The sequence below is a fragment of the Marinovum sp. genome (assembly GCF_034669705.1).
Taxonomy (GTDB): Bacteria; Pseudomonadota; Alphaproteobacteria; order Rhodobacterales; family Rhodobacteraceae; genus Marinovum.
In genome coordinates, this window is the sequence record NZ_JAXMOR010000015.1 from 47775 (window position 1) to 70274 (window position 22500).

The 22500-nt window shown below is 68.4% G+C and carries 22 protein-coding genes; 8 read left to right on the forward strand and 14 right to left on the reverse strand.

All coding sequences use genetic code 11. From position 1 onward, the window contains the following. Nucleotides 1-107 precede the first annotated feature (107 nt). A complete protein-coding gene (locus tag VOI27_RS12165; RefSeq protein ID WP_323765618.1) occupies nucleotides 108-1742 on the forward strand; it encodes a hypothetical protein in 1635 nt (544 codons plus the stop codon). A 6-nt stretch (nucleotides 1743-1748) separates the two neighbouring features. Here VOI27_RS12165 and VOI27_RS12170 read toward each other — a convergent pair whose 3' ends face one another. Further along, nucleotides 1749-2249: an Lrp/AsnC family transcriptional regulator gene (locus VOI27_RS12170; protein WP_323765619.1), complete on the reverse strand. Its 501-nt coding sequence runs from the start codon at nucleotides 2247-2249 to the stop codon at nucleotides 1749-1751. Between the two features lie 201 nt (nucleotides 2250-2450). Here VOI27_RS12170 and trxB point away from each other — a divergent pair, with 201 nt between their 5' ends. Together trxB and VOI27_RS12180 are read left to right on the forward strand one after the other, a co-directional pair. Then, nucleotides 2451-3452 (forward strand): thioredoxin-disulfide reductase, encoded by a 1002-nt coding sequence (gene trxB, locus VOI27_RS12175; RefSeq protein WP_323765620.1) that lies wholly within the window; start codon nucleotides 2451-2453, stop codon nucleotides 3450-3452. Between the two features lie 225 nt (nucleotides 3453-3677). Continuing rightward, a complete protein-coding gene (locus VOI27_RS12180) occupies nucleotides 3678-5753 on the forward strand; it encodes a bifunctional sulfate adenylyltransferase/adenylylsulfate kinase (RefSeq protein ID WP_323765621.1) in 2076 nt (691 codons plus the stop codon). A 122-nt stretch (nucleotides 5754-5875) separates the two neighbouring features. On the opposite strand, the gene VOI27_RS12185 is transcribed toward VOI27_RS12180, so the two are convergent. The 3 genes from VOI27_RS12185 to VOI27_RS12195 are packed head-to-tail and all read right to left on the reverse strand — an operon-like array spanning nucleotide 5876 to nucleotide 7406. Continuing rightward, nucleotides 5876-6760 carry a PhzF family phenazine biosynthesis protein gene (locus VOI27_RS12185; protein ID WP_323765622.1) on the reverse strand — a complete coding sequence of 295 codons (885 nt, stop codon included), beginning with the start codon at nucleotides 6758-6760 and terminating at the stop codon, nucleotides 5876-5878. After that, the gene (locus VOI27_RS12190) at nucleotides 6760-6987 is read right to left on the reverse strand and encodes a DUF1150 family protein (RefSeq protein ID WP_323765623.1); all 228 of its coding nucleotides are present in this window, start codon (nucleotides 6985-6987) and stop codon (nucleotides 6760-6762) included. The genes VOI27_RS12185 and VOI27_RS12190 overlap by 1 nt, the downstream gene beginning before the upstream one ends. A gap of 5 nt (nucleotides 6988-6992) precedes the next feature. Further along, nucleotides 6993-7406 (reverse strand): Hsp20 family protein, encoded by a 414-nt coding sequence (locus tag VOI27_RS12195; RefSeq protein WP_323765624.1) that lies wholly within the window; start codon nucleotides 7404-7406, stop codon nucleotides 6993-6995. A 157-nt stretch (nucleotides 7407-7563) separates the two neighbouring features. On the opposite strand from VOI27_RS12195, the gene VOI27_RS12200 reads away from it, so the two are divergent. From VOI27_RS12200 to VOI27_RS12210, 3 genes are all read left to right on the forward strand, one after another. After that, nucleotides 7564-7788, forward strand: coding sequence for a YdcH family protein (locus VOI27_RS12200; protein WP_323765625.1), 225 nt, complete (start codon nucleotides 7564-7566; stop codon nucleotides 7786-7788). A 309-nt stretch (nucleotides 7789-8097) separates the two neighbouring features. Beyond that, nucleotides 8098-8586: a 5-(carboxyamino)imidazole ribonucleotide mutase gene (purE, locus tag VOI27_RS12205; protein ID WP_323765626.1), complete on the forward strand. Its 489-nt coding sequence runs from the start codon at nucleotides 8098-8100 to the stop codon at nucleotides 8584-8586. Further along, a complete protein-coding gene (locus tag VOI27_RS12210) occupies nucleotides 8579-9652 on the forward strand; it encodes a 5-(carboxyamino)imidazole ribonucleotide synthase (RefSeq protein ID WP_323765627.1) in 1074 nt (357 codons plus the stop codon). The genes purE and VOI27_RS12210 overlap by 8 nt, the downstream gene beginning before the upstream one ends. Before the next feature lie 345 nt (nucleotides 9653-9997). Here the strand turns inward: VOI27_RS12210 and VOI27_RS12215 are convergent, their stop codons facing one another. From VOI27_RS12215 to VOI27_RS12240, 6 genes are all read right to left on the reverse strand, one after another. Continuing rightward, nucleotides 9998-11143, reverse strand: a complete 1146-nt coding sequence (locus tag VOI27_RS12215) for an alpha-D-ribose 1-methylphosphonate 5-triphosphate diphosphatase (RefSeq protein ID WP_323765628.1) — start codon at nucleotides 11141-11143, stop codon at nucleotides 9998-10000. Continuing rightward, entirely contained in the window at nucleotides 11133-11864 is a 732-nt protein-coding gene (locus tag VOI27_RS12220; protein ID WP_323765629.1) for an esterase/lipase family protein, read from the reverse strand. The genes VOI27_RS12215 and VOI27_RS12220 overlap by 11 nt, the downstream gene beginning before the upstream one ends. Before the next feature lie 40 nt (nucleotides 11865-11904). Next, a complete protein-coding gene (locus tag VOI27_RS12225) occupies nucleotides 11905-12771 on the reverse strand; it encodes a DMT family transporter (protein ID WP_323765630.1) in 867 nt (288 codons plus the stop codon). After that, on the reverse strand, nucleotides 12768-13460 hold the full coding sequence (locus VOI27_RS12230) for a CDP-alcohol phosphatidyltransferase family protein (protein ID WP_323765631.1): 693 nt from the start codon (nucleotides 13458-13460) through the stop codon (nucleotides 12768-12770). Before VOI27_RS12230 ends, VOI27_RS12225 begins: the two co-directional genes overlap by 4 nt. A 448-nt stretch (nucleotides 13461-13908) precedes the next feature. Then, nucleotides 13909-14844, reverse strand: coding sequence for a tyrosine recombinase XerC (locus VOI27_RS12235; RefSeq protein ID WP_416374673.1), 936 nt, complete (start codon nucleotides 14842-14844; stop codon nucleotides 13909-13911). Beyond that, the gene (locus VOI27_RS12240) at nucleotides 14841-15551 is read right to left on the reverse strand and encodes a DUF484 family protein (protein ID WP_323765632.1); all 711 of its coding nucleotides are present in this window, start codon (nucleotides 15549-15551) and stop codon (nucleotides 14841-14843) included. The genes VOI27_RS12235 and VOI27_RS12240 overlap by 4 nt, the downstream gene beginning before the upstream one ends. A gap of 324 nt (nucleotides 15552-15875) precedes the next feature. On the opposite strand from VOI27_RS12240, the gene VOI27_RS12245 reads away from it, so the two are divergent. Beyond that, the gene (locus VOI27_RS12245) at nucleotides 15876-18074 is read left to right on the forward strand and encodes a primosomal protein N' (protein WP_323765633.1); all 2199 of its coding nucleotides are present in this window, start codon (nucleotides 15876-15878) and stop codon (nucleotides 18072-18074) included. A 15-nt stretch (nucleotides 18075-18089) separates the two neighbouring features. On the opposite strand, the gene VOI27_RS12250 is transcribed toward VOI27_RS12245, so the two are convergent. The 4 genes from VOI27_RS12250 to ruvC all read right to left on the reverse strand — a co-directional run bounded on the left by VOI27_RS12250 (nucleotide 18090) and on the right by ruvC (nucleotide 21752). Next, nucleotides 18090-19445, reverse strand: coding sequence for a GH1 family beta-glucosidase (locus VOI27_RS12250; RefSeq protein WP_416374674.1), 1356 nt, complete (start codon nucleotides 19443-19445; stop codon nucleotides 18090-18092). A gap of 85 nt (nucleotides 19446-19530) precedes the next feature. Beyond that, the gene (ruvB, locus tag VOI27_RS12255; protein WP_323765635.1) at nucleotides 19531-20556 is read right to left on the reverse strand and encodes a Holliday junction branch migration DNA helicase RuvB; all 1026 of its coding nucleotides are present in this window, start codon (nucleotides 20554-20556) and stop codon (nucleotides 19531-19533) included. A 42-nt stretch (nucleotides 20557-20598) separates the two neighbouring features. Beyond that, on the reverse strand, nucleotides 20599-21264 hold the full coding sequence (gene ruvA / locus VOI27_RS12260; protein WP_323765636.1) for a Holliday junction branch migration protein RuvA: 666 nt from the start codon (nucleotides 21262-21264) through the stop codon (nucleotides 20599-20601). Continuing rightward, the gene (gene ruvC / locus VOI27_RS12265) at nucleotides 21261-21752 is read right to left on the reverse strand and encodes a crossover junction endodeoxyribonuclease RuvC (protein WP_323765637.1); all 492 of its coding nucleotides are present in this window, start codon (nucleotides 21750-21752) and stop codon (nucleotides 21261-21263) included. Before ruvC ends, ruvA begins: the two co-directional genes overlap by 4 nt. A 343-nt stretch (nucleotides 21753-22095) precedes the next feature. Between ruvC and VOI27_RS12270 the strand changes: the two genes are divergently transcribed. Beyond that, the gene (locus VOI27_RS12270) at nucleotides 22096-22311 is read left to right on the forward strand and encodes a DUF1127 domain-containing protein (RefSeq protein WP_323765638.1); all 216 of its coding nucleotides are present in this window, start codon (nucleotides 22096-22098) and stop codon (nucleotides 22309-22311) included. Nucleotides 22312-22500: the final 189 nt, after the last annotated feature.

A 22500-nucleotide genomic window follows, 5' to 3' on the forward strand; every position in this document is an offset into this window, starting at 1 on the left:
ACCCGGCGCAAAATGCCGGGTGCATTGGCCCGCCCTGCGTGCAAGACTTTCGTAAAATAACCCTGACGCGCCGTAAAATCGGCGGTGAGAGGAGCGTGACACCGGAAATGACCCAGCTCGTGATCCATCTGCGTGGTCCCTTGCGGATCGTCACCGGCGCGGGCCAGCCGGTCGCCGGGCTGACCCGGCGGGGCCAGGCGCTGCTGGCCTGCCTGACGCTGCAGCCCGGCATGCGGGCCGAGCGCGGCTATCTGGCCGAGCTGCTCTGGAGCGACCGGTCCGAGGAACAGTCGCGGGCCTCTCTGCGCCAGGAGCTGTCGGTGTTGCGGCGGGTGCTGCCGGCGGCGGTCCTGTCGGCCGACCGGCAGGCGGTCTGGCTCGAGCCGGGCGCGGTGACGGTGGAGGCCGCAGGGCCGGGCGCGGTGCTGGAGGGCTTTGACCTGGCCTCCGAGGGCTTCGAGGACTGGCTGCGGCAGGCGCGCGCCGCCCGTGACGCCGCCCGTGACGCCGCCCACGACGCCCCGCCCGTGGCGGCGGCGGTGCCGGCGCGCGGCGAGGGGCCGACGCTGGCGGTGCTGCCCTTCGAGGAATTCGGGGCGGCCGAGGCCGACATGTTCGCCGATGGCGTGGTCGACGAGATCACCAGCGCGCTCAGCCGCTGCCGGGATTTCGGGGTCATTGCCCGGCAGTCGGCCTTTGCGCTGGGCGATCCCGGGCTTTCGGTGCCGGAGGCGGCGGCGCGGCTGAAGGCAGATTACATTGTCGAGGGCTCGGTGCGGCGCGCGGCCGCGCGGGTGCGGATCTCGGTCCAGCTGGTGCGCGGGCGCGACGGCCACACGCTCTGGACCGCGCGCTTTGATGACCGGCTCGACGATCTCTTCGACCTTCTCGACCGGATCGCGGCCCAGGTGGCGGGACAGATCCTGCCCAACCTGCGCGCCGCCGAGATTGCCCGCGCCCGCGCCAGGCCGCCGCAGGACCGCACCGCCTATGAGCTGATGCTCACCGCGCTGCCGCATTTCTGGGCCCATCGCCGCGAGGAGAACGCCCGCGCCATCGCGCTGCTCGATCAGGCGCTGGCGCATCAGCCGGATTACGCCCCGGCGATGGCCTACAAGGCGTGGTGCCACGCGCATCAGTGCTGCTACACTTGGACCACCGATGGCGAGACCGACCGGGCCGCGGCCCAGACGCTGGTGGCGCGCGCCGCGCCGCTGGTGCAGGACGATCCCGGCGCGCTGGTGGCGCTCTCGGCGGCCTCCGGGCTGGCGCTGAATGATTTCGCCAGGGCGCGGGCGCTGGTGGACAGGGCGTTGCTGCTTGATCCGAACAACGCCTGGGGCTGGCTGCGGCTGGGCTGGACCGCGATCTATGTCGGCGAGTTCGACACCGGCATGGCCGCCTTTGACCGCTATGACCAGCTCAGCCCGCTCGATCCGTTCCATTTCAACGGGTTGTTCGGCCGCTCGGCCGCGCTACGGGCAATGCGGCGGTTCGACGAATCGGTGGCGCTCTGCGAACAGGGGCTGCGCGAGGGGGCCGGTGTGACCTGGGCTTACCGGATGCTCTTTGGTACCCATTGGCTGGCCGGTCGCAAGGACGAGGCAAAGGCGGCGGCACGCAAATGGCGCGAGGCCTATCCCGAGATCACCTTCGAGATGGCGCGCAACCTGATGCCGAAATGGCAGCACGACCCGGAATATTACGAGGCACTGCACGCGCTCTGGCGCGAGGAGGAGTGAGTCGGCTCAGGCGCTGCGGCTGAGCCGGTCCTCGAGCACGTCGAAGGGCACGCCCGGCTCGTCCTTGGCACCGCGGATCACCAGCGAGGTCTTGACCGAGGCGACATTCGGCGCGGTCAGCAGGTCACCGGTCAGAAAGCTCTGGAAGCTCGAGAGATCGGGTGCCACGCACTTCAGGATGAAATCCACCTCGCCGTTGAGCATGTGGCACTCGCGCACCAGCGGCCATTCGCGGCAGCGGTTCTCAAAGGCAGAGAGATCGGCCTCGGCCTGGCTGACGAGGCCCACCATGGCAAAGACCTGCACCTCGAAGCCCAGCTCGCGGGCGTCGATCTCGGCGTGGTAGCCGCGGATGTACCCCTGTTCCTCGAGCGTGCGCACCCGGCGCAGGCAGGGCGGAGCCGAGATGCCGACCCGGCGCGCCAGTTCGACATTGGTCATCCGTCCGTCGGCCTGCAGTTCGGCCAGGATTTTGCGATCGATCGGGTCTAGTCGAGTTCCCGGCATGTGTCCCTCCGCCGAAATTGCGTTTGTTATACCAGCCCAGCCAGCCGGCGCAATAATGTTTCGCATTTACGCAAGATTGTTTTTGCCTCCCGCGGCCGGCCATGTCCGTGGCGCGGCACGGGGTTGCATGGTCTTTTCGTCAGGCGGCAGGATGGCTATATGCGGCCTCTGACACGCAAGCGCAAGCCAAAGGGGCACCACATGGGTGAGACACGCCACACCAAAGTTCTGATCATCGGGTCGGGGCCTGCGGGCTATACCGCCGGGGTCTATGCCAGCCGCGCCATGCTGAGCCCGATCCTGGTGCAGGGGATCGAGCCCGGCGGCCAGCTGACCACCACCACCGAGGTCGAGAACTGGCCGGGCGATACCGAGGTGCAGGGGCCGGACCTGATGGTGCGGATGGAAGCGCACGCCAAGGCGATGGGGACCGAGATCATCGGCGACATCATCACCGCGCTCGACACCTCCAAGCGGCCGTTCGTGGCCAAGGGCGACAGCGGCACCACCTATACCGCCGACGCGGTGATCCTCGCCACCGGGGCGCGCGCCAAATGGCTGGGGCTGCCCTCGGAAGAGGCGTTCAAGGGCTTCGGCGTCTCGGCCTGCGCCACCTGCGACGGTTTTTTCTATCGCGGCCAGGAGATCGTGGTGGTCGGTGGCGGCAATACCGCTGTCGAGGAGGCGCTGTTTCTGACCAACTTCGCCTCCAAGGTGACGCTGGTGCATCGCCGCGACGAGCTGCGCGCCGAGAAGATCCTGCAGGAGCGGCTGCTCAAGCATCCCAAGATCGAGACCCTGTGGTTTCATCAGCTCGACGAGGTCTTTGGCAATGACATGCCCAAGGGTGTCGAGGGCGTGCGGGTGAAGAACGTCAAGACCGGCGAGATCACCGAGATCCCCTGCAAGGGCGTGTTCATCGCCATTGGTCACGCGCCGGCGACCGAGCTGGTCAAGGACACGCTCGAGCTGCACAACGGCGGCTATGTCAAGGTCGAGCCGGGCAGCACGCGGACCTCGGTGCCGGGGATCTTTGCCGCCGGCGACCTGACCGACCACGTCTATCGCCAGGCGGTGACCAGCGCCGGCATGGGCTGCATGGCGGCGCTCGATGCCGAGAAGTTCCTCGCCGAACATGGCGAGGCCGAGCGCAGCGCCGACGCCGTGACCGAGCCGCTGGGCTACGGTGCCGAGACTGCGTAGGGTGGGTTTGTAACCCACCTACCGGGGGCGGTGGGTTGAAAACCCACCCCACGGCCATCATCATGAGAAACGCCGCCCGCACGTGCTGGCGGCTTTTGCATGCGTCATGCGCCTGCTGCAGAGCGGCATTTCGGCAACGACGCGCGCAACCTGTGTTTTCGGGCTTTCCTGACCCAACGTCCTGTGCGATGCGTTCAGCGTTGAACATACTTTGAGTCGCCCCAGATGCTCCCGCCCAAGCCCCCGGCAATCACTGATGAGGACGGACATGTCTTCCGCCTCCTGCGCCAGCTCGATCTGGCGCCGGACGCGTCTCAGCGGTCGATCGCCGAGGCGCTGGGGGTGTCGCTGGGCACGCTGAACACGCGGCTCAAATCCGCCGAGGCGGCCGGGTTCATCAAGATCAGCGCGCGCCCCGGCCCCGACCGGCGCCAGCGTTTCGCCTATGTGCTGACCCCGCGCGGGGCAGCGCAGAAGAACCGGCTGACCGAGAGTTTCCTCGCCCGCAAGCTGGCGGAATACGACGCACTTCATGCCGAATTGACGGGCACCTCAAGCGGTCTCGTCCCCATCAAACACAGGATCGAATTGATGCAGAACAACCTGGCTCCGATTTCGGAACTCTATGTCTCCTACGAGAGCGCCCAGAAGCTGAAGGTGGAGGCCGGCAACCTGGTCAGCCACGATCTCACCCCGCGCCAGATCTGCGATCTGGAGCTTCTGATGAACGGCGGCTTCAACCCGCTCAAGGGCTTCCTGTCGGAAGAGGATTACAACGGCGTGGTCGAGAACATGCGCCTGTCGAGCGGCGCGCTCTGGCCGATGCCGATCACCCTCGACGTATCGGAAGAGTTCGCGGCCAGCCTCGAGATCGGCCAGGACATCGCGCTGCGCGACCAGGAGGGCGTGATCCTCGGCACCATGACCGTCACCGACCGCTGGACGCCGGACAAGTCGCGCGAGGCCGAGAAGGTGTTTGGCGCCGACGACCCGGCGCACCCGGCGGTGAACTACCTGCACAACCAGGCCGGCAAGGTCTATCTCGGCGGTCCGGTCACCGGCATCCAGCAGCCGGTGCATTACGACTTCCGCGGCCGTCGCGACACGCCCAACGAGCTGCGCGCGCTGTTCCGCAAGCTGGGCTGGCGCAAGGTCGTGGCCTTCCAGACCCGCAACCCGCTGCACCGCGCCCACCAGGAGCTGACCTTCCGGGCGGCCAAGGAAGCCCAGGCCAACCTGCTGATCCACCCGGTGGTGGGCATGACCAAGCCGGGCGATGTCGATCACTTCACCCGCGTGCGCTGCTACGAGGCGGTGCTCGACAAGTACCCGCAGTCGACCACCAACATGAGCCTGCTGAACCTCGCCATGCGTATGGCCGGCCCGCGCGAAGCGGTCTGGCACGGCCTGATCCGCGCCAACCACGGCTGCACCCATTTCATCGTCGGCCGCGACCATGCCGGTCCGGGCAAGAACTCGGCCGGTGACGATTTCTACGGCCCCTATGACGCGCAGGACCTGTTCCGCGAATACCAGTCCGAGATCGGCGTCGAGATGGTCGATTTCAAGCACATGGTCTATGTCCAGGAGCGCGCGCAATACGAACCCGCCGACGAGATCGAGGACCGCGACAACGTCACCATCCTCAACATCTCGGGCACCGAGCTGCGCCGGCGTCTGCAGGAAGGCCTCGAGATCCCCGAGTGGTTCTCTTTTCCCGAAGTGGTCACCGAGCTGCGCCGCACCCGTCCGCCGCGGGCCAAGCAGGGCTTTACCGTGTTCTTCACCGGCCTGTCGGGCTCGGGCAAGTCGACCATTGCCAATGCGCTGATGGTCAAGCTGATGGAGATGGGCGGGCGGCCGGTGACGCTGCTCGATGGGGACATCGTGCGCAAGAACCTCAGCTCCGAGCTGGGCTTCTCCAAGGAGCATCGCGACCTCAACATCCGCCGCATCGGCTATGTCGCCAGCGAGATCACCAAGAACGGCGGCATCGCGATCTGCGCGCCGATCGCACCCTATGCCACCACGCGGCGCGCGGTGCGCGAGGATGTCGAGCAGTTCGGCGCCTTCATCGAGGTGCATGTGGCGACCGCGCTCGAGGAATGCGAACGGCGTGACCGCAAGGGGCTCTACAAGCTGGCCCGCGAAGGCAAGATCAAGGAGTTCACCGGCATTTCGGACCCCTATGACGTGCCCGCCAACCCCGAGCTCAGCGTCGAGACCGAGAACGTCGATGTCGACAACTGCGCCCACCAGGTGATCCTGAAGCTCGAGAGCATGGGGCTGATCGCCGGCTGACGGCGGCGCTCCTCCGCCCTTGCGGGCGTCTTCGCGAGGAGGCGCCGCAGGGGCCGAGGAGCAGGTCAACATAAAGAAAAAGGCCGTGGATGACTCCGCGGCCTTTGTCGTGTGGCGGTCATTCAGAGGTAGAGCGTCCCGCTCATCAGCACATGCGCCCGCCCGGACACCCGCACCCCGGTGATCGCATCCCGCGGGCCCAGCACCTCGTCCTCGGCCGATCCCGGCCGCCCCATGCCGTGGCCCTGTTCGGCGATATAGCGCGGGCGCTCGATCAGACCGTGATGCCAGAGCCAGGCCGCGGCCGCGCCGGTGGCCGAGCCGGTAAAGGCATCCTCCGGCGGGTTGGGCGGCGGCAGGAGCAGCCGGCCAAAACTGTCGCCCGCCCCGGTCATGCCCTGGCGCACGATGATATAGGGCTCGCTCATCTCGCCCGGCCCGGTCCCCAGGTGGCGCATCATCCGGGTCAGCGCCGCGACATCGAGCCGGGCGGCCAGGGCGCTATCGAGGTCGCGCAGCAGCGTGATGCAGAACGGCAGGCCGGTCGAGACGATCTGCGGCGGCGCGAGGATGTCCTCTGGCGCAAGGCTCAGGACCTCGGCCACCATCGCCCGCGGCAGCTCCGGTCCGAAGACCGGCGCGATCTGGGTCATGGTCACGCCGAGCCCGGCCGGTCCGCGGGAGGCCTCGATCGGCACCAGTCCGGCGCCGGTCTCAAGCACCATCCGGCCGGGTTCCGCCAGCCCGCGATGCAGCAGCGCCGCAACGCTGGCCACGGTGGGGTGGCCGGCAAAGGGGATCTCGCCGCTGGCAAGGAAGTAGCGGACCTTGAGATCGGCCGTGTCGGAGGGCCCGAGGAAGGTGCATTCCACCAGCGAGGTCTCGCGGACGAAGGCCTTGCAGGTCTCGGCGTCGAGCCCGGCTGCGTCATGCACGACCGCGCAGCCGTTGCCGCCGAAGGGCCGCGCGCTGAAGGCATCGACCCAATCGACGGCATGCTCTGCCATCAGTGCACGGCCACCGGCGCCATGTCATGCTGGCGCGCCAGCACGAAGGCCAGCTTGCGGTCGGCCACCAGTGCCAGCTGTTCGCCATCCTCGCGGTGCACCGCGTAGAGCGTCGTCGCGCCCTGCGCCTGTTTGCGGATTTCCTCTGGCAGGTCGGCGACCGCCACCGGCTTGACGTAGACGATGTTGCGCGGCAGATCCTGGCCGAAATCATAGCTCGTGTTCATGACAGTCACCCTTTCCTGATATTGATGGTCTGCACCACCGTTTCGGGGCGTTGCATCGTCAGGTCGACGTGCAGCAGCCCGTTTTCCATCACCGCCTCGCCGACCTCGACGCCATCGGCCAGCACGAAGCTGCGCTGGAACTGGCGCGCCGCGATTCCGCGATGCAGAAAGACCCGCTCGCCATTGTCATCGCGCTGGCGGCCGCGGATCACCAGCTGGCGGTCCTCGACGGTGATCGAGAGATCGGCCTCGGCGAACCCGGCCACGGCCAGGGTGATGCGATAGGAATGGTCTGAGGTCTGTTCGATATTGAAAGGCGGGTAGCCTTCGTTGCCGGTCTTCGCCGTGCGTTCCAGCAGGCGCTCCAGCTGCTCGAACCCCAGCATATGGGGGTATGAGCCCAGGGTCAGTTTTGTCATGACACGTCCTTTGGCAAAGCGACATCTCTTGACCGGCCCCGTCAGCGGCAGCCGGTTCGCTACGAATATGGGGCGGCATCCGGCGGCCTGCAAGACCTTTGCCAAAAGCCTTTGGACGCTCTATTCTGAAACCTGGCCCGCGATGGAGAGCTTTGGCATGAACATGCAGTCGGAACTGGCGATGAAGACCGACGAGGTCCTGCGGGTTGAACTTGAGGTCTTCAAGCGCGAGCACCGCGATCTGGATGAGGCGATTGATGCGCTTCAGGCCGAAGGGCGGGCCGATGCGCTGACCATCCAGCGGCTGAAGAAGAAGAAACTGCTGCTGAAGGACAGGATCGCCCAGATCGAGGACCGACTGTTGCCGGATATCATCGCCTGAGGGCGCGGCAGCGGAGCGCAGGGGACTGCGGGTCTCTGTAGGGGGTATTACGGCTCGCACGGGTCTTTGGACGCCCGCGGGGGGAAGTATTTCCCGTGACGACCGTCGGCGCAGGGCGCCGCTGGGCTGGCGTCGGTGGGGATCGTTCGGGGTTTGGGGGCTCTGCCCCCGGCCTGCGGCCTCCCCCGAGGGTATTTTTGAACAGAAGAAGGGCTGGAGGCGCGAAAATGGCGCCGGTGTGCCGGGCGGGGGCGTTGCCAAAGGGGGCGCTCTGGCTATAGTGCGGCCTTCCTAAAGCGAGGGAAGGCGATGACAGAGCCGGTAGTGGGCATCATCATGGGCAGCCAGTCGGATTGGCCCACCATGAAGGAAGCAGCGGATGTGCTGGACGAGCTGGGCGTGGCCTATGAGGCGCGCATCGTCTCGGCGCATCGGACGCCGGACCGGCTCTGGGAGTATGGCAAGACGGCTGTGGATCGCGGCTTGCAGGTGATCATCGCCGGCGCCGGTGGCGCGGCCCATCTGCCGGGCATGATGGCGTCAAAGACCCGGGTGCCGGTGATCGGCGTCCCGGTGCAGACCCGGGCGCTCTCGGGCGTCGATTCGCTCTATTCCATCCTGCAGATGCCGCGCGGCTACCCGGTGGCGACCATGGCGATCGGCGCACCGGGGGCCAAGAACGCCGGGTTGATGGCGGCAGGCATCCTGGCGCTGCAGGACCCCGGCCTGGCAGAGCGGCTCGACGCCTGGCGCGCGGCGCTCTCGGCCTCGATCCCGGAGGTGCCTGTCGATGAGTGAGGCTCTGGCGCCGGGCGCGGTGATCGGCATTCTCGGCGGCGGCCAGCTGGGCCGCATGCTCTCGGTGGCGGCGAGCCGGCTGGGCTTTCGCTGCCATGTCTTCGAGCCGGGGGCCAATCCGCCTGTCGGCGACGTCGCCTGGCGGGTGACCACCGCCGGCTATGACGACACGGCGGCACTCAAGGCCTTTGCCGAGAGCGTCGACGTCATTACCTATGAGTTCGAGAACATCCCCACCGCCGCGCTCGACGTGCTCGAGGCGCTGCGGCCGATCCGCCCCGGCCGCGAGGCGCTGCGGGTTAGTCAGGACCGGCTGATCGAGAAGGATTTCCTGTCCGGACTGGGGCTGACGGTGGCGCCCTATGCCGATGTCAGTGATGCGGCCTCGCTCGCGGCGGCGCTGGACCGGATCGGCACGCCGGCGATCCTCAAGACCCGGCGCTTCGGCTATGACGGCAAGGGACAGGCGCGGATCATGTCGCCCGACGCGGCCGATCAGGCGCTGGCCGACATGGCCGGGGCGCCGGCGGTGCTGGAGGGGTTTGTCGACTTCGAGCGCGAGATCTCGGTGATTGCCGCGCGCGGGGTCACCGGTGAGGTGGCCTGTTTCGATCCGGGCGAAAACGTGCATGAGGGCGGAATCCTGCGCACCACCACGGTGCCGGCCGAGATCCGGCCGATGATGCAGGCCGATGCGGTGCTGCTGGCGGGGCGGATCCTCAATGCGCTGGAGTATGTGGGCGTGATGGGGGTCGAGCTGTTTGTCACCGGGCGGGGCCTGGTGGTGAACGAGATCGCGCCGCGGGTGCACAATTCCGGACACTGGACGCAGGCCGGCTGTGCCGTCGACCAGTTCGAGCAGCATATCCGTGCGGTGGCGGGATGGCCGCTGGGCGATGGCGGGCGGCATGCGGACGTGGTGATGGAGAACCTGATCGGCGACGACATGGACCGGGTGGCGGAGATCGCCGGCGAGCGGCATGCCAGCCTGCATCTCTACGGCAAGACCGAGGTCAAGCCGGGGCGGAAGATGGGGCATGTGAACCGGGTGCAGGCTCAGGGTTGAGGCTGGCACGTTGGGCGTGCGGCCTAGGGGTCCGTTGAGTCAGAAGTTGCGACGGTGAGGTCCCGGATCAAGTCCGGGACGGCGAGGTTTTGCGCGACATACGCCCCGGCCTTGCGCCGGGGCCTCTTGGTTGACGGCTGGGCGAGGTCCCGGATCAGGTCCGGGACGGCGAGGTTTTGCATGACATACGCCCCGGCCTTGCGCTGGGGGCTCTTTGTTGCGGGCTGGGCAAGGTCTCGGATCAGGTCCGGGACGGCGAGTTTTTGCACGACACACGCCCCGGCCTTGTGCCGGGGTCTCTTGGTCGTGGGCCGGGCGGGGTTCCAGATCAGGTCTGGGACGGGGTTACGCGCCAGTGAGGCGGCGCGCGGTGTCGCCCGACAGATAGGTGAAAACTCCGCCGCAGAGCGTGGCCTCGACGCGGCGGGTCTCGGCATCGAGCACCAGAAGGTCGGCGCGGTTGCCGGGCGCGAGACGACCCCGATCCTCCAGCCCCAGCACCCCGGCCGGGCCGGCGGAGACCAGCGCCCAGGCCGCCGGCAGGTCCAGTACCCCAAGATCGACCAGCTCCCAGACCGCGTTGCGCGGGGCGGGGTAGTGGTAGTCTGAGGCCAGCGCCCGGCAGAGCCCCTCTTCGACCAATGCCCGCGCCGAGACCTTGCCCTTGTGGCTGGCCCCGCGCACCACGTTGGGCGCGCCGAGGATCACCGGCTGGCCCTCGGCATGGGCGGCGAGGGCGGCCTCGCGGGTCTCGGGGAATTCGCTGATCAGGGCGCCGCGCGCGGCCCAGGTGCTGCGGTCCTCGGCGGTCGCATCGTCGTGGCTGGCGCAGCGGATGCCGCGCTGGCCCAGCGTGGCGCAGAGCGTATCGAGGGCGGCCGGCACCTCGGACGCGCGGGCATGCAGCGCCTGCATCAGCGCCAGATGCGCCTCCGGGCTGCGGCCGGATTTCAGTGCGGTGCCGGTGAGCCGCGGGATCGAACGGCCTGCCGCCAGCCGGGCATGCGGCAGGTGGTCGTTGAAGGCGACGTAGCGGATGTCATGTCGGGCCAGCAGCGCGAGCACCGCGGGAAAGTCGTCGAGCATATGGGTCTCGAGCCGCAGCTGCACCCGCAGGTCGGTGTCGAGAGCGGGGCGGGCACGAGCCAGCGCCTCGAGCATGCGCGTGGCGAACTCGGGGCTGCGCAGCCCGCCTTCCCACGAGTAGAATTGCGCCAGCACCGCGGTGGTGATGCCATTGGCGGCGAGCTCCGCCTCGGCCGAGACCAGCCCGGCGGCGAGGTTGGTCATCGCGCCGCGGCGCGGGGCGAGGTGACGCTCGAACCCGTCGCCGTGCAGGTCGACGATGCCGGGCAGGATCAGCTTGCCGGGCAGCTCGACCGCGCGCCCGTCTCCCTCGGCCACAAGCCCGCCGCAGACTGACAGGGGGTCGTCACGCAGCCCTTCCGGCGCGAGCCAGCGAGCGCCGGTGAAAGTGAGGTCAATCGGCATCGTCGTCTCCGAACAGCATGTCGGCGAGGTCCATCTCGGGGTCGAACCGGCCCTCGCGCAGGAACAGCAGCACCTGCTGCATCACCCGCGGGTTGTTCATCATGAAGGTATGGGTGACGGGCAGGGTGATGTGCCAGTCCATGCCAGCGACCTTGGTCGAGACGACCGAGACCTTGCCGTCATCAGGCCCCGCGATCAGCGAGGAGAAATAAGGATTGAGCGAGCGGTTGCCGGCGATCACCCCGAGCTCGGCCTCGATCGGCGGCAGCTGCGGCGGCAGGCTCTCGGGATCGGTGCCGAGCTGCAGCCCGGCGGGGCCGTTCATCCAGCGGAACAGCTCGAGCCCGCCCAGTTCGTCGACCAGCTCGCTGCCGTGATTGGGCGGCGCGAGCATCACCACGCGGCCGAGGTTTTCCGGGGTGCCGTGATCGCGCAGCCAGACCCGCAGCAGGATGCCGCCCATCGAGTGGGTGACAAAATGCGTGGTCTCCTCGCCGCATTCGGCCAGCGCCTCTGGCAGGGTGCGGCCGACCAGCGTCTCGACATCGGCCGAGGTCGAGGGGTAGGAGGGCAGCACGGTGCGATAGCCTTCGAGCCGCATCACCTGCTCCATCACCGCGAAACTGTATTCGCTGCGCGCCAGTCCGTGCAGGAAAACGATGCACTCGGCGCGGGCGAGGCCGGGCAGCAGCAGGAGAGCGAGGGCGAGGACGTGGCGCATGGGCTCTCAGATAGGCGGCGCGGCGGCCGACGGAAAGGGGTTACCTTGCGCGCAGCGACAGCGCCACGCCGCCCAGCACCAAAAGCGCCGAGAGGGCGAAGCGCAGGGTGAGCGGTTCGGCGAGAAAGACCATGCCGCCGGCCATGGCGATGATCGGCACCGTGAGCTGGACCACCGCGGCGGTGGCGGCGCGCAGCTGCGGCAGAACGGCGTACCACAGCGCATAGCCAAGCCCCGAGGTCACCGCGCCGGAGGTCACCGCCAGCGCCACGCCGGCGAGATCGGTGTCATCGGGCCAGAGGGCAAAGGCCGCGAGGCCCAGCGGTACAGACCAGAGGAAGGAGGCGCTCATGGTGGCCAGCGCCGCGCCGCGCTTGCGGCCGATCAGCGAGAACAGCCCCCAGCCCAGCGCCGCCGCCAGCATCAGCGCCGCGCCAAGCGGGTCGGGCCGTTCGGCCCCCGGCCCCATCAGCCAGGCCAGACCGGCAAAGGCGATCACCGCGCCGAGGATGCGCAGCGGCGGCAGCGGTTCGCGCGCCACGACCGCGCCGGCGAACATGGTGATCTGCACCCCGCCAAACAGGATCAGCGCGCCGATGCCGGCGGGCAGGGTCTGGTAGGCAAAGGAGAAGCCGAGGATATAGAGCGTCAGCGTCGCCACCCCGGGCCAGACCGCGCGGGCCGGCCGCAGCGCGCGCCCCTCGCCGCGCAGCAGCACCAGCAGGGCGAGGATCGCCGCCCCAGAGATCAGCCGGATCAGGGCAAAGCTCGACGGGCCGGCGCCGCCTTCGAGCGCCATGCGGTTGAGCACGGAATTGGCCGCGAAAGCCACCATCACCAGCGCCGTCAGCCCGATCAGGCGCAGCAGGGAAACGTCGGCGCGCGGCGCGACGTCGGGGCTGCTCACGCCGGGGTCTCTGGCAAGAGCTGCTGCACGATGCCCACCGAGATCAGGTAGAGCGAGGTCACCACGAGGCCCCAATGCGCCCAGCTTTGCGGGTGGAAATTCACCCAGGCGGCCCAGCCGGCAAAGAAGGTCCAGGCCAGCGCCATCGGCAAAGAGACCGCGCGCCAACGCTCGGTGCGCACCGGGTGGATGAATTTCAGTGGCAGGAACATCGCCACCGCGCAGACCAGCACGATCGCCAGGATCACCGGCGGCGGCGGTGCGAGGGCGAACATCACCAGCACCACCATGTTGAAGCAACCGGGAAAGCCGGCAAAGGAATTGTCCTTTGTCTTCATGCCGGTGTCGGCGAAATAGAGCGCGCTGGCAAATGTGACCACAATGATCGCCATCCAGCCGGGCCAGCCGGGCAGCAGGCCGGACTGAAACAGCGCGAAGGCGGGGATGAACACATAGGTCAGGTAGTCGATGATCAGGTCGAGCAGCACGCCGTCAAAGCGCGGGGCGCGGTGTTTGACGTCATATTTGCGCGCCAGCGGCCCGTCGATGCCGTCGACCGCAAAGGCCACCACCAGCCAGACGAACATCATCGGCCAGTTCGACTGCACCGCCTCGAGCAGCGCCAGCATGGCAAAGACGGCTCCGGTCGCGGTGAGCCAGTGGATCGAGAGGGCGCGCAGATCGGTCATTGACCTGTCATCCCCGATATGGCCGCTGGATTCAATCGAAAGCACTGGCAGGGTGATGAAATTACGCGTGAACGCCCGTTGCGACGGCGCAGCAAACTGCGCGCGACAGAGGTGTGTTTCAGGCCGGGTGCGGCCCTGTCAGCGCCGGTGCGGCGCATGAGGGAGGAAACAGGCGCGAGACTTGCGGCGGCGGGACCGGGCAGGCCCGGGGCGGCACGTTGAAACGGGAAAACGACAGATGACACCCGCACAGAGCGATCTCCGCCCTATGAGATGCGCGGGTCTGTGGGGGCGGTGGGTTGCAAACCCACCCTACGGGACATGCGGCTTTGGGATCGCTTGTTGTTGATCCACCCTTCGGGGTGCGCTGCATTTCGGGACCGTGGGATGCGACCCGCCCCGGCATCGCTCCGCTGCGTAGGGTGGGTTTGCAACCCACCGCCGCGGGCTAGCCGGCCTTCGGATGCGCCCTGTCATACACCTCGAGGAGCCGCGCGCTGTCGATGCCGGTGTAGCCTTGGGTGGTGCTCAGCGAGGCATGGCCGAGCAGCTCCTGGATCGCCCGAAGGTCGCCGCCGGCGTTGAGCAGATGGGTGGCAAAGCTGTGGCGCATGGCGTGCGGCGTCGCGGTGGCAGGCAAGCCGAGCTGCAGGCGGGCCTGCTGCATCGCCTTCTGCACCAGCCGCGGGTTCAGCCGGCCGCCCCGCGCACCGAGAAACAGCGGCGCATCAGCGTCGAGGTCGAAGGGGCAGAGCGCCAGATAGCCATCGACGGCGCGGGCGGCGACTGGGATCACCGGCACGATCCGCTCCTTCTGGCCCTTGCCCAGCACCCGCAGGCTGTCGCCCAGCGGTGCCGCGCCGCGGTTCAGCCCCAGTGCCTCCGAGATCCGCAGCCCGCAGCCATAGAGCAGCGTCACCACCGCCATGTCGCGGGCGGCGATCCAGCCGGTCTGGCTCTGCAGCTCGACGGTGTCGATCATCGCGCGGGCGGCGTCCTCGGCCAGCGGGCGGGGCAGCCTGCGGGTGTATTTCGGCGCCCGGGTCGAGAGCACGGCGGTCGGCTCGAAGCCCTCGCGCTCGGCCAACCAGCGGTAGAAGCTTTTGACCGCCGAGAGCTTGCGCGCCAGCGTCCGCGGCCCGACATCGGGGCCGCGGGTATGCGCCATCCAGGCGCGCATGTCGCGCAGGGTGATCCGCGACAGCGGGCCGAGGCCCTGGGTGCCGCCGTGGTACTCGGTCATGAAGGCGAGAAAGCCCAGCACGTCGGCGCGGTAAGCCTCGACGGTGTTCTCGGCCCGGCCCTTGAGGGCGCGGGCCTGGGTCAGCCAGTCGTCCAGCGCATCGCGCGCTGCCGGAGAGATGAAGGTGGCCGGCGCGCTCACGCCAGCCAGCGGCGCATGGCGCGCTCGAAGACGCCGGCAAAGAAGGCCAGCAGGTCGGTGCCCTGTTGCGGGGTGAAGAGATGCGGATCCTCGGCGCCGAGCGACAGCATGCCGGGCAGCCGTCCCTCGCCGAGATCAAGCACCAGGCAGGCCTCCGAGCGGATGTCGCCGGCGCGGGCGCCAAACAGCGCCGGGTCGCCGGTCGCGAGCTGGCGCAGGGTGACCGGGCGCAGCCCGCCCATCCGGCCCTCGGTGACATAGTTCGAGACATAGCCCGGCTCGGCCACCATCAGCACGTCGCCCAGCCGTCTGAGCGCCGGGTCGTCCTCGGCGCGTTCCGCGCTTTCCAGCACCAGCCGCACCGCGTCGACCCGCAGGATATCGGCCACCTCACCGCCGAGACCGCGCAGGAAGGTCTCGAAATCCACCGGATCGAGCATGCGCAGGATGGCGCGGTGCACCTGGTTGGTGCCGGCGAGGTTCTCGTAGGCGGCGGCGATGACGCTGCGGTGGGTGTCCTCGAGCCGGTCGAGCCGACGTTCGAGCCGTTCCATGGCAATGCCGCGGAGGTCGACGATATTGCTGCCCATGGCCTTTTCGTTGGCGGCGATCAGCGCATGCATCAGGTCCTTGTCGTCAAGGATCACCGAGGGGCGCGAGATGATCCTGGCGCGGAGGTCGTCGTCGATCTTTAGGCTGGAGGTCATGCGTGTCCCTTTGGCGAATCCCTGGCTGGTTGCCGGAGGCTAGCAGGCGCCGGTGCGGTTTTCGCCAGCTTTTCGAGCGGCTTTGACGGTTTTCTTCAGGTTGTGCCTTTCTGTCAACGGTGGGGTTGCGACGGCTGTGGAGAACGCCGGCGGGGGCGTTTCGGGCCGGCGGCGGGAGTGCGGGGCCAGCCCCTCAAGCTCCCCGGGTATATTTGGGGCCGGAAGAAGGGCGGGACGCGCCCGCGCCGCGGGGGACCGGCTTGGCAATCGGGGGTGGGTGGCATACCTCTCGGCTGAGATGACAGGCGTGAGGGGCAGGGCCGGATGAGCCGCAGCTATTTCGACGAAGGCGACCGGATCGGGGTGCTGCTGACCCAGGCGATGGGCGATCTGGCCGGCGTGCTGGATTACCTCGCGCCGGAGGGCGGCTGTCACCTCGGCGCCTTTGTCGAGGTGCCGCTGGGACCGCGGCGGATGCTGGGGGTGGTCTGGGGCGAGGGCGAGGGCGGGTTTGACCGCGCCAAGCTGCGGCCGGTCTTGCGGGTGCTCGATGCGGCGCCGATGCGCGACGGCATGCGCGCCTTTCTGACCCGCGCCGGCGCCTACACGCTGACGCCGCTGCCGGCGATGCTGCGGCTGGCAACCCGGGCGCCGGGCCTGGGCGCACCGCCGGGCAGCCGCAAGGTCTATCGCCGCGGCGAGGGGCTGCCCGATCGCGACACCAAGGCGCGGCGGGCGGTGCTCGAGGTGCTCGAGGACTATGGCGGGCTGAGTTTCACCCTCAAGGAGCTGGCCGAGATGGCCGGGGTCTCGACCTCTGTGGTCAAGGGGCTGGCGGCGCAGGGCGTGGTGTTCGAGGAGGAGGCGCCGCGCGACACGCCCTACCTGCCGCTCGATCCCGCCCTGCCGGGCAAGGCGCTGACCGATGACCAGGCGGGGGCGGTGGCGCATCTGCAGGACGGCGCGGCGCAGGGCTATTCGACGACGCTTTTGCGCGGGGTCACCGGGTCGGGCAAGACCGAGGTCTATCTCGAGGCGGTCGCCGAGTGCCTGCGGCGCGGCCGACAGGCGCTGGTGCTCTTGCCCGAAATCGCGCTGACCCAGGAGTTCCTCACCCGGGTCGAGGCGCGGTTTGGCGCCAAGCCGGCGGAATGGCACTCGGGCATCACCCAGACCGAGCGGCGGCGCTGCTGGAAGATGGTCGGCGAGGGCGGCGCGCAGATGGTGGTGGGCGCGCGGTCCTCGTTGTTCCTGCCGTTCCGCGACCTCGGGCTGATCGTCGTCGATGAGGAGCATGACACCTCCTACAAGCAGGGCGACGGGGTGCTCTACAATGCGCGCGACATGGCGGTGCTGCGCGCCTCGCTGGAGGAGGCACAGGTGGTGCTGGCCTCGGCCACACCCTCGCTGGAGAGCTGGGCCAATGCGCAGGCCGGCAAATACACGCGGATCGAGCTGACCTCGCGGTTCGGCGAGGCGGTGCTGCCGGAGATGCGGGCGATCGACATGCGGGCCGAGAGCCTGCCGTCAGATCGCTGGGTGTCGCCGACGTTGCAGAAGGCGGTTGAGGCGCGGCTCGAGCGGGGCGAGCAGTCGCTTCTCTTCATCAACCGGCGTGGTTATGCGCCGATCACGCTCTGCCGCGCCTGCGGTCACCAGATCGAATGCCCGCAATGCGACGCGCGGATGGTCGAGCACCGGTTTCTCAAGCGGCTGGTCTGCCATCAGTGCGGCGAGAGCACGGCGGTGCCCGGGGCCTGCCCCTCCTGCGAGGCCGAAGACCGGCTGGCCGCCGTCGGGCCTGGGGTCGAGCGGCTGACCGAGGAGGCGGTGGCGCTGTTTCCGCAGGCGCGGGTGGCGACGCTCTCGTCTGACATGTACGGCTCGGCCCGGGCGCTGAAGGCGCAGATCGAGGAGATTGCCGGCGGCGGGGCCGATATCATCATCGGCACCCAGCTGGTGGCCAAGGGGCACAACTTTCCACTCTTGACGCTGGTGGGCGTGATCGATGCCGACCTCGGGTTGCATGGCTCTGACCTGCGCGCCGCCGAGCGGACCTTTCAGCTGGTGCGGCAGGTGGCCGGGCGGGCCGGGCGGGCGGAAAAGCCGGGCCGGGCGCTGATCCAGACCCACCAGCCCGAGCATCCGGTGATCCGGGCGATCATCGCCGGCGACGAGGAGAGCTTCTGGCAGGCCGAGGCCGACGAGCGCCGCGCCGCGGGGGTGCCGCCCTACGGCCGGTTGGCGGGAATCATCATTTCCGCCGAGGAGGCGCAGCCGGCCTATGATCTCGGCACCGCGCTGGCGCGCAATGACGCAGCGCTGCGGCGGGTGGGCGCGCAGGTCTTTGGCCCGGCGCCCGCGCCGATTGCCCGGGTGCGCGGGCGCCACCGGGTCCGGCTGTTGGTCAAGGCCGACAAGGGGGTGGCGCTGCAGGGGGCGCTGGCCGAATGGATCGGCCAGTTCCCGCTGCGCGGCTCGCTGCGGCTGGCGGTGGATATCGATCCGCAGAGCTTTTTCTGACGCGCGGGCCGTCAGCTAGCGCGCCAGCGCGCGGGACAGCGCGTGGTAGGAGGCCTTTGGCGTGCGCTTTTGCGTGTCGTAATCGACGTGGACGATGCCGAAGCGCTTGGCATAGCCGAAGGCCCATTCGTAGTTGTCCAAGAGCGACCAGTAGAAGAAGCCGCGCAGGTCGACGCCCTCGGCGATGGCCTCGCGGGCGGCGGCAAGGTGGCCGTCGATAAAGCCCATGCGCACCGGGTCATGGAGCGCGCCGCCTTCGAGGATGTCATCGCCTGCCATGCCGTTCTCGGTGACGTAGATCGGCAGACCGCGGGCCGGGCCTTGCCCCATCCGGACGAGAAACTCGCGCAGCCCTTCGGGGCGGATTTCCCAGCCCATGGCGGTTTTCGGCAGCGTGCCTTCGATCGCGCGACAGGCGGGCCAGGGCATGTCGGGCGCATCGGCATAGAGCGCGCGGGTGTAGTAGTTGACCCCAAGCCAGTCGAGCGGCTGGGCGATGGTGTCCAAGTCGTCCTGCCAGCCTGCGGGCATATGCGGGCCGATGCCGTCGAGCACCTCTTGCGGATAGCCCTGGCCGGTCATCGCCTCGATGAACCAGCGGTTGAAGATCGCATCGGCGCGGCCGGCGGCGGCGATGTCTGCGGGCGTGTCGGTTGCGGGGCTGGCGGTCTCGAAGTTGAGCACGATGCCGAGATCCTTCGCGCCCTTGGCGCGCAACGCCTGCATCGCGGTGCCATGGGCCAGCAGCACGTGGTGCATGGCATGGGCGGCGGCGCGGATGTCGCGCAGGCCGGGCGCATGGACGCCGACGAAATGCGACAGCCAGGCGACGCACCAGGGCTCGTTGATGGTGGCGGTGGCGGCGACGCGGTCGCCGATGCGGTCATAGACCACCTCGGCATAGTTCGAAAACCAGCCGGCGATGTCGCGATTGGTCCAGCCGCCCTTCATTGCCAGAACCGCGGGCAGGTCCCAGTGATAAAGCGTGAGATATGGCTTCATGCCGCGCTCGAGCACACCGTCGACCAGCCGGTCGTAGAAATCCAGTCCTTCGGGGTTGGGCGTACCGGTGCCGTCGGGCATCACCCGCGCCCAGGAGGTGGAGAAGCGGTAGGCGTCAAAGCCCGCCGCCTGCATCAGGTCGAGATCCTCCGGCCAGCGGTGGTAATGTTCGCAGGCGATCGAGCCGTCATCGCCGCCGACCACATTGCCGGGAGTAGCCGCAAAGCTGTCCCAATGGCTCGGGCCGGCACTGCCAAAACTGGCGCCTTCGATCTGGTAGGCGGCAGTGGCGGCTCCGAAGAGGAAGCCGGGCGGGAAATCGCTGCGGGCGCTGTGAAGATCGTCGGTCACGGGTCGGTCTCCTGTCATGGGTCAAGCGGTCGAGCGCCGCGGCGTTGGCGCAGAATGCCGAAGCCACCGCAACAGTCAACGCGTGGATGGTAGCGCGCGGCGATCAGCCGAACAGGTCGGTCTGTCCCGGCGGGCGCGGGGCGGGCAGGCCGAGGTGGGTCCAGGCCTTCTGCGCCAGCATCCGGCCGCGCGGGGTGCGCTGGATCAGGCCCTGTTGCAGAAGGTAGGGCTCGATCACCTCTTCCAGCGCATCGCGGCTTTCGCTGAGCGCGGCCGAGAGCGTTTCGATCCCCACCGGGCCACCGGCGTAATTCTCGGCAATCAGCGTGAGATAGCGCCGGTCGGCGCCGTCGAGGCCAAGGTTGTCGACGCCCAGCCGGGTCAGCGCGCCATCGGCCAGTTCGCGGGTGATGTGTCCATCGCCGTCGACCACGGCGAAATCCACCACCCGGCGCAGCAGCCGGCCGGCAATCCGCGGCGTGCCGCGGGCGCGACGCGCAATCTCGCGCGCGCCGGCGTCATCGGCCGGCACGCCGAGCTTGATCGCGTTGCGGCTGACAATCTCGTGCAGCTCGTCGATGGTGTAGAAATTCAGCCGTGTCGGGATGCCGAAGCGGTCGCGCAGCGGCGTGGTGAGCAGGCCGAGGCGGGTGGTGGCGCCGACCAGCGTGAAGGGTTGCAGCTCGATCCGCACGGTGCGCGCCGCCGGGCCTTCGCCGATCACCAGATCGAGCTCGAAATCCTCGAGCGCCGGGTAGAGCACCTCCTCGACCGCCGGATTGAGCCGGTGGATCTCGTCGATAAAGAGCACGTCGCGGTTTTCCAAGTTGGTCAGGATCGCCGCCAGATCGCCGGCCTTGGCCAGAACGGGACCGGAGGTCATGCGGAAATTGACGCCGAGCTCGCGCGCCATGATCTGCGCCAGCGTCGTCTTGCCAAGGCCGGGGGGGCCGTGAAACAGCGTGTGGTCCATCGCCTCGCCGCGCTGCCGCGCGGACTGGATGAAGACCCGCAGGTTGGCGCGCGCCTCGGCCTGGCCGATGAAATCACCAAGCTGCTGCGGCCGCAGGGCGCGGTCGTAATCCTCTGGGCGCTCTTCGGGGCGCAGGGTGGGGTCCGGTTCGCTCATCTCAGAGGCTCCTCAAGCCCGTGCGGGCTTTCCTCGCGCCGCTCATCCTTTCGGTGCCAGAAGCTTCAGCGCCGCGCGGATCAGCGCCGGGGTCTCGGCCTCGGGGTCCTCGCCTGCCGCCTGCGCCACCGCGCCCGCCGCCTCGCCGGGACCGTAGCCGAGGTTGCTCAGCGCCGAAAGCGCCTCGGCCTGGGCGTTGGAGGCCCGGGGCGCGGCTTTTGCCGGTTTCGCCGGGCGCGCCGGTGCGATCACCGCTTCCTCGACATCGCCGAGTTCGGCCGCCTGGGCGCCGCCCATGGCCATCACCGCCGGCGCCTTGTCTTTCAGCTCATGCACCACCCGCTGCGCGGTCTTGGGACCGATCCCCTTGGCCGCCTTGATTGCCGTCACGTCGCCCAATGCGATCGCCCGGCTGACGCCTTCGGGCCCCAGCGCGCCCTGGATCGCCAGCGCCGCCTTGGCGCCGACACCCTGCACGGTGAGCAGCAGCCGGTGCCACTCCTTCTCGACCAGAGAGGGGAAGCCGTAGAGCTGCAGCAGGTCCTCGCGCACCACCATGTCGGTGTAGAGCGCCACCGCCTCGCCGGGGCCGGGCAGGGTGGCCAGGGTGCGTTCTGAGCAATAGACTACGTAGCCCACGCCGCGCACGTCGAGCAGCACGTGATCCTCGCCGCGGTAATCGATCCGACCCGAGAGCTTGCCGATCATCGGGCCACCTCGCGCAGCGCCGGCGAGCGGAAATAGAGCGCATGGGTGATGGCGATGGCCAGCGCGTCGGCTGCGTCCGGGCCGGCCAGCACCACGCCGGGCAATTGCATCCTGACCATGTGGGCCACCTGTTTCTTGTCCGCGTGTCCGACGCCGACCACGCATTTCTTGACCGCGTTGGGGGCGTATTCGCCGACCGCGAGCCCGGCCTGCGCCGGCACCAAGAGCGCGATGCCGCGGGCCTGGCCCAGTTTCAGCGTCGCCACCGCATCCTTGTTGACGAAGGTCTGTTCCACCGCCGCCGTGGTCGGGGCAAACCGCGCCAGCACCGCCGAGAGCTGGTCGTGCAGCGACACCAGCCGGCAGGCGAGATCGCGGCCCTCCGAGTGGCAGACGCCGTTGCCCACATGCGACAGCTTGTTGCCGGTGACGTCGATCACGCCCCAGCCCAGGTTGCGCAAACCCGGATCGATGCCCAGAACCCGCATGACTGCCCCGTTTGTTGCTTTTTTGCCTCGCTAGCACGAACCGGGAACAAAGGCCAATCTTATCCGGCAGCCCCGGCGCAAGGCTCCGTCCCGTGACCCTGGCGCATCGGTAGGTCCGTCGGTGGCGCATCCGCACCACCCGGAAGCGACATGCAAATGGCCGAAAGCGACATCGAAAACCGTAATTTATTGATTTGTTTCAGAGTCTTGTCGGGACGGCAAGCCATGCGGAAAACGCATATGGGGATTGCAATCACGTCGCTTGCGGGGGCCGATTTTGCCCATTAATTGCGCAGAATGAAAACACGCGCCGCCATGGCGCTTTAGCCCAGGAGCGAAAACAATGGCAGTATCCGAACAGAGCCACGCCCATATCGCCATTGCCGGCGTTGCCGAACGCATCGGTCGCGTCATCATTGCCATGATCTCGGCCGTGCAGGAATGGAACGACGCCCGCCAGACCCGGACGATGCTGTCGAAACTGACCGCAGCCGAGCTCGACGACATTGGCCTGACCCGCGCCGATATCGACCGTGTGGCGCGCGACGGCGCGCGCTGAGAGTACCTGCATGCAACCGGTTTCGGGCCGCGCCTTCAGATGAAGTCGCGGCCTTTACTCGTTAAAGAGGGCGGGTAAGTCCGAAAATGCGGCTCATGTGTCTGGGTGCGTGGGGTGAGCCGCCCGAAGCCGATCCGAAAGGCCTGCGGCACGCCGGATCGGGGCACTGGTTAACCAAACTTGGCAAGC

Coding starts and splice junctions, on each gene's coding strand:
- VOI27_RS12165 (WP_323765618.1), top strand. CDS start 108: ATGACCCAGCTCGTGATCCATCTGCGTGGTCCCTTGCGGATCGTCACC.
- VOI27_RS12170 (WP_323765619.1), bottom strand. CDS start 2,249: ATGCCGGGAACTCGACTAGACCCGATCGATCGCAAAATCCTGGCCGAA.
- trxB (WP_323765620.1), top strand. CDS start 2,451: ATGGGTGAGACACGCCACACCAAAGTTCTGATCATCGGGTCGGGGCCT.
- VOI27_RS12180 (WP_323765621.1), top strand. CDS start 3,678: ATGCTCCCGCCCAAGCCCCCGGCAATCACTGATGAGGACGGACATGTC.
- VOI27_RS12185 (WP_323765622.1), bottom strand. CDS start 6,760: ATGGCAGAGCATGCCGTCGATTGGGTCGATGCCTTCAGCGCGCGGCCC.
- VOI27_RS12190 (WP_323765623.1), bottom strand. CDS start 6,987: ATGAACACGAGCTATGATTTCGGCCAGGATCTGCCGCGCAACATCGTC.
- VOI27_RS12195 (WP_323765624.1), bottom strand. CDS start 7,406: ATGACAAAACTGACCCTGGGCTCATACCCCCATATGCTGGGGTTCGAG.
- VOI27_RS12200 (WP_323765625.1), top strand. CDS start 7,564: ATGAACATGCAGTCGGAACTGGCGATGAAGACCGACGAGGTCCTGCGG.
- purE (WP_323765626.1), top strand. CDS start 8,098: ATGACAGAGCCGGTAGTGGGCATCATCATGGGCAGCCAGTCGGATTGG.
- VOI27_RS12210 (WP_323765627.1), top strand. CDS start 8,579: ATGAGTGAGGCTCTGGCGCCGGGCGCGGTGATCGGCATTCTCGGCGGC.
- VOI27_RS12215 (WP_323765628.1), bottom strand. CDS start 11,143: ATGCCGATTGACCTCACTTTCACCGGCGCTCGCTGGCTCGCGCCGGAA.
- VOI27_RS12220 (WP_323765629.1), bottom strand. CDS start 11,864: ATGCGCCACGTCCTCGCCCTCGCTCTCCTGCTGCTGCCCGGCCTCGCC.
- VOI27_RS12230 (WP_323765631.1), bottom strand. CDS start 13,460: ATGACCGATCTGCGCGCCCTCTCGATCCACTGGCTCACCGCGACCGGA.
- VOI27_RS12240 (WP_323765632.1), bottom strand. CDS start 15,551: ATGACCTCCAGCCTAAAGATCGACGACGACCTCCGCGCCAGGATCATC.
- VOI27_RS12245 (WP_323765633.1), top strand. CDS start 15,876: ATGAGCCGCAGCTATTTCGACGAAGGCGACCGGATCGGGGTGCTGCTG.
- VOI27_RS12250 (WP_416374674.1), bottom strand. CDS start 19,445: ATGACAGGAGACCGACCCGTGACCGACGATCTTCACAGCGCCCGCAGC.
- ruvB (WP_323765635.1), bottom strand. CDS start 20,556: ATGAGCGAACCGGACCCCACCCTGCGCCCCGAAGAGCGCCCAGAGGAT.
- ruvA (WP_323765636.1), bottom strand. CDS start 21,264: ATGATCGGCAAGCTCTCGGGTCGGATCGATTACCGCGGCGAGGATCAC.
- ruvC (WP_323765637.1), bottom strand. CDS start 21,752: ATGCGGGTTCTGGGCATCGATCCGGGTTTGCGCAACCTGGGCTGGGGC.
- VOI27_RS12270 (WP_323765638.1), top strand. CDS start 22,096: ATGGCAGTATCCGAACAGAGCCACGCCCATATCGCCATTGCCGGCGTT.